The organism is Falsiroseomonas oryziterrae (assembly GCF_021864505.1).
GTDB lineage: Bacteria > Pseudomonadota > Alphaproteobacteria > Acetobacterales > Acetobacteraceae > Falsiroseomonas > Falsiroseomonas oryziterrae.
Window position 1 is genome coordinate 1 of sequence record NZ_JAKJIB010000138.1, and the last position, 9504, is coordinate 9504.

Below are 9504 nucleotides of genomic sequence, written 5' to 3' on the forward strand. Positions count from 1 at the left end.
CGCCGGCCGGGGTCGCTGCCGCGGGCGGCTGCGGCGCCGGCGCCGCGGGGGCCTGGGCGAGCACGGGGCCGGCCGGCAGCAGCAGGGCGGCAAGGAACAGGGCCGGGCGGCGCATTCATCAGACTCCGAGAAGGCGCCGGAAGATGGCGGAAGGCCGCCGGGGCGACAAGGAGCCGGCCCGGCCGTTCGCGTTGACGCGTCCCCCGCCCGAGCCTATCTCTCGCCGGCCGCGCCACCGCTGGCACAGCCCGGGCTGCGGCCCGGCTCGCGCCCCCCTTTGCCCGGCCGTCGTCCCGCCTGCCCGTTGGCCAAGCCCCGGGCCCGGGCACCGGCCGGAGACGACAGGAAGACATGTTCCAACGCCTCGTCCGCGCCTTCATCGGCACCTCGAACGACCGCGCGGTCAAGCGCTACCAGGCGCGCGTCCCGGCCATCAACGCGCTCGAGCCGAAGATCGCCGCCCTGTCGGACGAGGCGCTGCGCGGCAAGACCGACGAGTTCCGCGCCCAGCTCGCCGCCGGCAAGTCGCTCGACGACATCCTGCCCGAGGCCTTCGCGGTGGTGCGCGAGGCCGGCAAGCGCGTGCTCGGGCTGCGCCATTTCGACGTGCAGATGATCGGCGGCATGGTGCTGCACGAGGGCAAGATCGCCGAGATGAAGACCGGCGAGGGCAAGACGCTGGTCGCCACCCTGCCCGTCTACCTGAACGCGCTGACGTCGAAGGGCGTGCATGTCGTCACGGTGAACGACTACCTGGCGAAGCGCGACAGCGAGTGGATGGGGCGGATCTACCGCTTCCTCGGCCTGACCGTCGGCGTGATCGTGCACGGGCTGACCGACGAGGAGCGCCGCGCGGCCTATGCCTGCGACGTGACCTACGGGACGAACAACGAGTTCGGCTTCGACTACCTGCGCGACAACATGAAGTATTCGCTGACCGAGATGGTGCAGCGCGAGTTCAACTACGCGATCGTCGACGAGGTGGACAGCATCCTGGTGGACGAGGCGCGGACGCCGCTGATCATCAGCGGCCCGACGGACGACACCTCCGACCTCTACAACCGCGTCAACGCGGTGATGAAGGAGCTGGTCAAGGACAAGTCGATCTACGAGAAGGACGAGAAGTTCCGCACCGTCCACCTGAACGAGGAAGGCACGGAGCGGCTGGAGGCGGCGCTGCGCGAGGCCGGGCTGCTGACGGAAGGCGGGCTGTACGACATCCAGAACGTCACGCTGGTGCACCACGCCAACCAGTCGCTGCGCGCGCATGCGCTCTTCACCCGGGACGTGGACTACATCGTCAAGAAGGTGACCGAGTACGGCGTCACGCAGGAGAAGGTGATCATCATCGACGAGTTCACCGGCCGCATGATGGAGGGCCGGCGCTACTCGGACGGGCTGCACCAGGCGCTCGAGGCGAAGGAGGGGGCGCCGGTCCAGCCGGAGAACCAGACGCTGGCGTCCATCACCTTCCAGAACTACTTCCGCCTCTATCCGAAGCTGTCGGGCATGACGGGCACGGCCTCCACCGAGGCCGACGAGTTCATGGAGATCTACAAGCTCGACGTCGTCGAGATCCCGACCAACGTGCCGGTCGCGCGCATCGACTCCGACGACGAGGTGTATCGCAGCGCGCGTGAGAAGTACGACGCGGTGATCGACCTGATCGACGAGGCGCGCGGCAAGGGCCAGCCGATCCTCGTCGGCACCACAAGCATCGAGAAGTCGGAGCTGATCGCGGGGCTGCTGAAGAAGCGCAACATCCCGCACCAGGTGCTGAACGCGCGCTACCACGAGCAGGAGGCCGGCATCATCGCGCAGGCCGGACGCCCGGGCGCGGTAACGATCGCGACCAACATGGCCGGCCGCGGTACCGACATCCAGCTCGGCGGCAATGCCGAGATGCTGGCGCGCGCCGAGGTCGGCAACGGCGACAGCCCGGAATTCGAGGCGGCGCTGGCCCGCCACAAGGCCGAGGTCGAGGCGGTTCGGCCGAAGGTGAAGGAAGCCGGCGGCCTGCTGGTGATCGGCACCGAGCGGCACGAGAGCCGGCGCATCGACAACCAGCTGCGCGGCCGCTCCGGCCGCCAGGGCGATCCGGGTGCCTCCCGCTTCTTCCTCAGCCTCGAGGACGACCTGATGCGGATCTTCGGGTCCGATCGCATGGGCGGGATGCTGGAGAAGCTCGGCCTCAAGGACGGCGAGGCCATCATCCATCCCTGGATCAACAAGGCGCTCGAGAAGGCGCAGAAGAAGGTCGAGGCGCGGAACTTCGACACGCGCAAGAACCTGCTGAAGTACGATGACGTCATGAACAACCAGCGCCGCGAGGTCTATGCGCAGCGCAAGGCCTTCATGACCGCCGAGGACGTGTCGGAGACGGTCGCCGAGATGCGTCGCGAGACGATCGGCGCGATGGTCGACAAGGCGATCCCCGAGAACGCCTATCCCGAGCAGTGGGACCTCGACGGCCTGCAGAAGAAGGTGGTCGACGTGCTCGGACTCGACCTGCCGGTCGCGGAGTGGGGACGCGAGGAAGGCATCGACGAGACGCAGGTGCGCGAGCGTTTGCTGAAGGCGGCCGACGAATCCTACGCCGCGCGCGTCGCGAATTTCGGCCCCGAGCTCATGCGCATGGTGGAGAAGAGCCTGCTGCTGCAGATCTTCGACGCGGTGTGGAAGGAGCACCTCCTCTCGCTCGATCACCTGCGGCAGGGCATCGGGCTGCGCGCCTATGGCCAGCGCGATCCGCTGAACGAGTACAAGAGCGAGGCCTTCAACCTGTTCAATGCCATGCTCGAGGACCTGCGCGAGCGGGTGACGAGCGTGCTGATGCGCATCGAGCTGCGCCAGGACGCGCCGCCTCCGATGCCGGAGCCGGTGCGCGTGATGGACATGCGCCACCCGGACCCGAACCAGGCGGGCGGCGAGCTGGAATACGCCGACGCCGGGCCGGCGCCCGCCTATGGCACGGCGACGCAGGCGGCGCGCGCGCCGCTGGTCGCGGGCGCGGTGGATCCGAACGATCCCTCGACCTGGGCGCAGACGCCGCGCAACGCGCCCTGCCCCTGCGGCTCGGGGAAGAAGTACAAGCACTGCCACGGGCGGGTGTGAGCCGGGCGCCACGAGCCCTCGCCGCCGCTTTGCTGCTCTGCGCGACGCCAGCGGCGGCGCAGGAGCAGGCGCTGCGCGTCGGCGGCACCTGCGGGCAGAGCGGCGTCCTCGTTCTGGAGCGCGTGCAGGCGGAGCGGCGCTCCGACGGCGAGTTCAACTACCTGCTGCACATCCGCAACACGAGCGCGCGGCAACTGGTCTTCACGCTTTCGCTCCGGGTGGACGGGCGCGAATTCGCGCGCACCACGGGCCAACCCTACCGCATCGGCGGCCAAAGCGTGGTGATCGTCCCGACCGGGCCAGGGCCACGGCCGATCCCGACCGCGACCGTCGCGGCGGGGCTCACGCTCAACTGCCCGATGTAGACGCTACACCCGCTGCAGCGGCACGCGCGTGCAGAGCCAGGCGGCCACGGCCGCCATCGCGGCGGCCGTCAGGAAGGCGGCGCGGAAGGCCGCGGTCATCTCGGCGCGGAAGGCGGCCTGCGCCGCCTCGCTCAGCCCGGCCAGCGCCTCCGGCCCGCGATTCACCAGGGCGACGAAGAGGCTCGCCGCCTCGCCGCCCTGCGCCGCGAGCGTGCCGAACAGCACCGTCCCCAGCAGCGCCGTGCCGACCGCAGAGCCGAGCGCCCGGGTGAACTGTACCGAGGCGGTGGCGGAGCCGAGCCGCTCGCGCCCGGCCGCCGACTGCACCGTCACCTGCACCATGGGGAAGGAGGTGCCGAGGCCGATGGAGACGAGGCCGAGCAGCAGCGCCATGGCCGGCACGCCGAGCCGCCCCGTCCCGAGCGCCACCGCGGCCATCACGATGGCCGCGCCCGCGAGGCCGAAGGCCGGCCACAGCATGGTGCGGCCCGTGCGCGACAGCAGCCGGCCGGAGACCACGGCGCCGACCGCCGCCAGCACGGCGAGCGGCAGCAGCGCGATGCCGGACGCGGAGGGCGAGAGGCCGCGGACCGCGGCGAAGTAGATCGGCAGGAAGGCGATCGCACCGACGAAGGCGCCGGAGACCAGCGCCGAGAGCAGGTTCGCCCGCCAGACCGAGGGCTCGGTGAGGACGTCGAGCGGGAGCAGCGGATCGCGTGCGCGCCGCTCCTGCCGCCACAGCAGCCACAGCGCGAGGCCGGCGAGGGCGGCGAGGCCGAACGCCAACGCCAGGGCGCTCGGCGCCAGCCGTCGGACCTGGTCCAGCGCGAGCAGCGCGGGCGCGACGAATAGGGCGAAGAGCAGCAGCCCCGCCCAGTCGAAGGCGAAGCCCTGCGGGTTGCCGGGATCGGCACCGGCAAGCCGGCGCACCGCGAGCCAGGCGGCGAGCAGCGCCAGCGGCGGCTGGAGCATGAAGACCGCGCGCCAGCCGAACCACTCGGTCAGCAGTCCGCCGGCGACCGGGCCGAGCGCGCTGGAGGCGGCGAAGACGGCGGCGATCCAGGCCTGGAAGCGGCCGCGCTCGCGCGCCGGGACGACCTCGGCGATCAGCGCGACCGAGAGGGAGATCAGCCCGCCGCCGCCGAAGCCCTGCACGAGCCGGGCGAGAGCCAGCATGTCGAGGCTCGGCGCCAAGGCGCAGAGCGTGGCGCCGAGCGCATACATGCCGAGCGCGACGAGCAGCATGCGCCGGCGCCCGAAGGCGTCGCCAAGCCGGCCATAGACGGGTGCGGCGACCGTCGTTGCGACGAGATAGGCGACGACGACCCAGGAGATGCGCTCGACCTCGCCAAGGCTGCGCGCGATGGAGGGCAGCGCGGCGGCGACGATGGTCTGGTCGAGCGCGGCGCCGAACATTGCGAGGCCGACGGCCGGGAAGACGCGGAAGAACAGCCGGCGTAGCTCGGCCTCGGTCGGTGTCGCCGTGTCGGGGGGCATGTGCCCCGAGCCTATCGCGCCAGGCCGGGGCCGGCGAGGCCGGCGCTACATCACGCCGGCGCGGCCCATCTCCAGGAACTTCTCGCGGCGGCGGGCGCGCAGCGTGGCGCCATCGAGTTGCAGGAGCGGCTCGAGCAGCGACCAGACCTTGTCGCCGACGGCCTCCATCATCTTCTCCGGCTCGCGATGCGCGCCGCCGAGCGGCTCTGGCACCACCGCGTCCACGAGGTTCAGCTTGCGCAGGTCCTCGGCCGTCAGGCGCAGCGCCTCGGCCGCCGTCGCCGCCTGCGCGGCGTCGCGCCAGAGGATGGAGGCGCAGCCCTCCGGCGAGATCACCGAATAGACCGCGTGCTCCAGCATCAGCACGCGGTCGGCGGCGGCGAGCGCGATGGCGCCGCCCGATCCGCCCTCGCCGATGATGGTCGCGACGAAGGGCACCGGCGCATCGAGCCCGGCCTCGATGGAGCGGGCGATGGCCTCGGCCTGGCCGCGGGCCTCCGCCTCGATGCCCGGAAAGGCGCCGGCGGTGTCGACGAAGCTGACGATGGGCAGGCCGAAGCGCCCGGCCATCTCCATGATGCGGCGCGCCTTCCGATAGCCCTCGGGGCGGGCCATGCCGAAATTATGCTTCACGCGGCTTTCGGTGTCGCGGCCCTTCTCGGTGCCGAGCACGGCGACCGCATGGCCGCGGAAGCGCCCGAGCCCGGCCACCACCGCGGCGTCGTCGGCGAAGGCGCGGTCGCCGGCCAGCGGCGTCCAGTCGGTGATCAGCGTGCGGACGTAGTCGAGCGCCTTCGGGCGCTCCGGATGCCGCGCCACCAGCGTCTTCTGCCAGGGCGAGAGCTTGGCGTAGGTCTGGCGCAGCAGCGCCTCCGCCTTGTCGCGGAGCTTGCCGACCTCGTCGGCCACGTCGATGCCGCCTGCGTCGGTGGTCCGGCGCAGCTCCTCGATCTTGCCCTCGAGCTCGGCGATCGGCTTCTCGAATTCCAGGAAGTGCCGCATGTCGCGGGGGTGTTACCGCGGAAGGCGAGCGGGCGGAAGGCAGTCCCCCCCCCCCGCCCGGCCCGGCGGTCAGTCGGGGGTCGCCCCGGTGGCGCGGATGATCGGCGCCCATTTGGCGGTCTCGTCGCGGATGAAGCGGGCCAGTTCCTCCGGCGTGGAGGGCGTGGGCTCGACGCCATGGGTGGCGAGGTGACGCCGCACCTCCGGGTCCTCCAGCGCGGTGCGCATCGCGGTCGCCAGCCGGTCCACGATGGGACGCGGCAGGCCGCGGGGGCCGAGCAGCGCGTACCAGTTGCCGACCTCGTAGCCGGGCAGCGTCTCGGCCACCGTCGGCACGTTCGGCAGCAAGGGGGAGCGCGCCGAGGTGGGCACCGCCAGCGCGCGCAGCCGCCCGCCCTCGACCTGGGGCAGCGCGGTCGGCGCCGTGGCGAAGGAGAAGTCGACCTTGCCGCCGACCAGGTCGGTCATCAGCGGCCCGCCGCCGCGATAGGGCACGTGGACGGTCTTCACGCCCGCCATCTGGTCGAGCAACGCGCCGGCGAGATGTCCCGCACTGCCGATGCCAGACGAGCCGTAGGTGAGCGTGTCGGGCCGGGCGCGGGCGGCGGCGACGAGGTCCGCCATGCTGCGCCAGGGCCGGTCGGCCGGCACGACGAGCACGTTGAGGATCGAGCCGGACTGGCTGATCGGCGTCAGGTCGGCCTGCGGGTCGAAGGGAAGGTTGCGGTAGAGCGTCGGGTTGATCGCCAGCGCCGCGATGGTGCCCATCAGCAGCGTGTGGCCGTCGGGCGCCGCACGCACCGCGATCTCGGTCGCCAGGTTGCCGCCGGCGCCGGGACGGTTGTCGATGACGATCGAGACGCCGAGCAGCTGCTGCAGCTTCGGCTGGATGGTGCGGGCCGTGAGGTCGGTGCCGCCGCCAGCCGCGAAGCCGACGATCATGCGGATCGGCCGATTCGGCCAATCGCCGGTGCCTTGCGCGGCCGCAGGCCGGATGCCGGCCAGCGCGAGTGCGGCGGGAACGCCAAGAGCCAGGCTGCGGCGGCGCATCGTTTCCTCCAATAGGTTCTTGCTGCCCAGTGTAGGAAGGCGATGCGGCCGCCGGAAGGGCGGGCTTACGACTCCCGCCAGGGATGCTCGGCCCAGAGCGCCTGGTAGCGCGCCTGCAGCGCGCGCAGCTCCGCCGCGTATTCCGCCGGGCCGAGGAAGCGGAGCGGAAGGTTCTGCTGCACCGCGGCGGCCTGGAACTCCGGATCCTCCACCGTGCGGCGGACCGAGAGCGCGAGGCGCTCCAGCACCGCGGGCGGCATGCCGGCGGGCGCGGCCATGCCGCGCATCGAGCCCTCGATCACGTCGAAGCCGAGCTCGCGCAGTGTCGGCACCTCGGCCAGCGGCTGCCAGCGCGTCTCGCCCATCTGCGCGAGCGGGCGCAGCACGCCCTGGCGCATCTCGATCACGCCCTCGGCGACGTTCATCACCGCGACCGGGATCGCGCGGCTCATCAGGTTCTGCTTCACCTGGGCGGAGCCCGCGAAGGGCACGTGCAGGAAGCGCGTGTTCGACTTCCGCTCGAGCGCGAGCATCGCGAGGTGGTCGTCCGATCCGATGCCGGTGGTGCCGTAGCCGATCGCCTCGGGCCGCTGGCGCGCGGCGTTCAGCAGGTCGGCCAGGGTGCGATAGGGGCTGTCGGCCAGCACCCAGAGGCCGCCCGGATCGTCCACGATGTTGGCGATCAGCGTGAAGTCCGAGAGCTGGAAGCGGGTGCGGCGCTCGATCGGCAGGGTGACGATGTGCGGCGTGTTGATGAAGCCGATCGTCGTGCCGTCGGGCCGCGCGCGGGCGAGCTCCGTGAAGCCGATCTCGCCGCCGGCGCCGGGGCGGTTGAGGACTACGACGGAGACGCCGAGGTCGCGCTCCATGAAGCGGGCGATGGTGCGCGCGGCGAGGTCGGTGCCGCCGCCGGCGGCGAAGGCGACGACGAGGGTGACGGGGCGGTCCGGCGTCCAGGGTGCCTGTGCCAGTCCCGGGGTGGCCAGCGGCGCAGCGGCAAGCAGCCCCGTCAGGCGGCGGCGCGTGATCATTGGACGTCTCCCTCGTGACGTTTCGATGACACCTAGCGCCACACGCCGGCGAAAGAAAGCTACTCCGCGGCCTGCAGCCGGGTCGGCAGGCGGAAGGTGACGTCCTCGGTGATGCCGGGAAGCGCCGCCACGTCGTCGGCGCCGAGGGCGCGGAGCGTCGTCACCACCTCCTCCACCAGCCGTTCGGGGGCGGAGGCGCCGGCGGTGACGCCGACCGCCTTGGCACCCCGGACCATCGCGGCCGTCAGCGCGCCGGCATCGGCGATGAGATAGGCGCGCGCGCCGCATTCCTCGGCGATCTCGCGCAAGCGGTTCGAGTTGGAGCTGTTCGCCGCGCCGACCACGAGCACCACGTCGCAGACCTTGGCGAGGTCGCGCACGGCGGTCTGGCGGTTCTGCGTCGCGTAGCAGATGTCGCGCGTGCCGGGGCCGACCACGTCGACGAAGCGGGCCTTGATGGCCTCGATCACCTCCTTCGTGTCGTCGACCGACAGCGTGGTCTGGGTGACGTAGGCGACCTTGCGATCGGCCGCGATCGGCAGCGCCGCGACATCCGCGATGTCGGCGACCAGGTGGATCTCGCCGTCGATCTGGCCGAGCGTGCCCTCGACCTCCGGGTGGCCGTCATGGCCGATCAGGATGACCGCACGGCCTTCCTTGGCGTAGCGCCGTCCCTCGACATGCACCTTGGTGACGAGCGGGCAGGTCGCGTCCAGCACATCGAGGCCGCGGGCGGTCGCGTCCTGCTCGACGGCGCGGGCGACGCCATGGGCTGAGAAGACGGTCAGCGCGCCTTCCGGCACCTCGTCGAGCTCGTTGACGAAGACGGCGCCCTTGGCGCGCAGATCCTCGACCACGTGGCGGTTGTGGACGATCTCGTGCCGGACATAGACCGGGGCGCCGTGGATCGCGAGCGCACGCTCGACGATCTCGATGGCGCGGACGACGCCGGCGCAGAAGCCGCGCGGTTCGGCCAGCAGGATACGCATGATCTGGGTCGGTCCCCCGAAGACGTGGCGGGAAGATGGGGGATCAGGCGCAGGACGGGAAGCCTTTTCCCCCGACCCGTATCTCGACCTGGGCCGGTGGCCCCCCGATGCCCTGCCCCGGCTTTGCCGGGGCAGCAGGTGCCTTCACCTCAGGATCGGCACCGACGCGGGGCCCCCGCGGCGGCGCCGAAGGCGACGTCGTGAGGAACTACGCCGCGTCCTCGCGCCGGTCGCGCGCCTTCACATAGGCGACCGCAGCATGCTCGGCGCAGTAGGGCTTTCCGGTCAGCGCATCAGCCGAACAGAAGCGGAAGCCCGGCTGGCCGGGCTCGCCGATCGGCCAGCAGCAGGAGCGCGCCGCGGAGAGGCGCGGGAAGGGACGCACCACGGCCGGCGCCGGCGGGACGACCGCGACGGGGGGCGCGACAACCGGCGCAGGCGCGACCGGCGGCAGGG

8 protein-coding genes are annotated in these 9504 nt (G+C 71.9%); 2 read left to right on the forward strand and 6 right to left on the reverse strand.

Going from position 1 to position 9504, the window contains the following annotated elements; translation table 11 throughout:
* The first annotated feature begins 351 nt into the window (after window positions 1-351).
* On the forward strand, window positions 352-3114 hold the full coding sequence (gene secA / locus L2I40_RS12505) for a preprotein translocase subunit SecA (RefSeq protein WP_237215292.1): 2763 nt from the start codon (window positions 352-354) through the stop codon (window positions 3112-3114).
* Window positions 3111-3479 carry a hypothetical protein gene (locus tag L2I40_RS12510; RefSeq protein ID WP_237215293.1) on the forward strand — a complete coding sequence of 123 codons (369 nt, stop codon included), beginning with the start codon at window positions 3111-3113 and terminating at the stop codon, window positions 3477-3479. Before secA ends, L2I40_RS12510 begins: the two co-directional genes overlap by 4 nt.
* 3 nt (window positions 3480-3482) lie before the next feature.
* Here the strand turns inward: L2I40_RS12510 and L2I40_RS12515 are convergent, their stop codons facing one another.
* The 6 genes from L2I40_RS12515 to L2I40_RS12540 all read right to left on the reverse strand — a co-directional run.
* A complete protein-coding gene (locus L2I40_RS12515; RefSeq protein WP_237215294.1) occupies window positions 3483-4976 on the reverse strand; it encodes an MFS transporter in 1494 nt (497 codons plus the stop codon).
* Window positions 4977-5021: 45 nt separating this feature from the next.
* Window positions 5022-5978 carry an acetyl-CoA carboxylase carboxyltransferase subunit alpha gene (locus tag L2I40_RS12520; RefSeq protein WP_237215295.1) on the reverse strand — a complete coding sequence of 319 codons (957 nt, stop codon included), beginning with the start codon at window positions 5976-5978 and terminating at the stop codon, window positions 5022-5024.
* Between the two features lie 69 nt (window positions 5979-6047).
* Window positions 6048-7028 (reverse strand): Bug family tripartite tricarboxylate transporter substrate binding protein, encoded by a 981-nt coding sequence (locus tag L2I40_RS12525; RefSeq protein ID WP_237215296.1) that lies wholly within the window; start codon window positions 7026-7028, stop codon window positions 6048-6050.
* Between the two features lie 65 nt (window positions 7029-7093).
* Window positions 7094-8059, reverse strand: coding sequence for a tripartite tricarboxylate transporter substrate binding protein (locus L2I40_RS12530; RefSeq protein ID WP_237215297.1), 966 nt, complete (start codon window positions 8057-8059; stop codon window positions 7094-7096).
* 59 nt (window positions 8060-8118) lie between these two features.
* On the reverse strand, window positions 8119-9048 hold the full coding sequence (ispH, locus tag L2I40_RS12535) for a 4-hydroxy-3-methylbut-2-enyl diphosphate reductase (protein WP_237215298.1): 930 nt from the start codon (window positions 9046-9048) through the stop codon (window positions 8119-8121).
* 208 nt (window positions 9049-9256) lie between these two features.
* The coding region (locus tag L2I40_RS12540) for a GcrA family cell cycle regulator (RefSeq protein ID WP_237215299.1) at window positions 9257-9504 on the reverse strand (248 nt) is incomplete at its 5' end.

What these genes read in the sequence shown, in the direction of transcription:
- secA (WP_237215292.1), top strand. Translation starts at nt 352, where the DNA reads ATGTTCCAACGCCTCGTCCGCGCCTTCATCGGCACCTCGAACGACCGC.
- L2I40_RS12515 (WP_237215294.1), bottom strand. Translation starts at nt 4,976, where the DNA reads ATGCCCCCCGACACGGCGACACCGACCGAGGCCGAGCTACGCCGGCTG.
- L2I40_RS12520 (WP_237215295.1), bottom strand. Translation starts at nt 5,978, where the DNA reads ATGCGGCACTTCCTGGAATTCGAGAAGCCGATCGCCGAGCTCGAGGGC.
- L2I40_RS12525 (WP_237215296.1), bottom strand. Translation starts at nt 7,028, where the DNA reads ATGCGCCGCCGCAGCCTGGCTCTTGGCGTTCCCGCCGCACTCGCGCTG.
- L2I40_RS12530 (WP_237215297.1), bottom strand. Translation starts at nt 8,059, where the DNA reads ATGATCACGCGCCGCCGCCTGACGGGGCTGCTTGCCGCTGCGCCGCTG.
- ispH (WP_237215298.1), bottom strand. Translation starts at nt 9,048, where the DNA reads ATGCGTATCCTGCTGGCCGAACCGCGCGGCTTCTGCGCCGGCGTCGTC.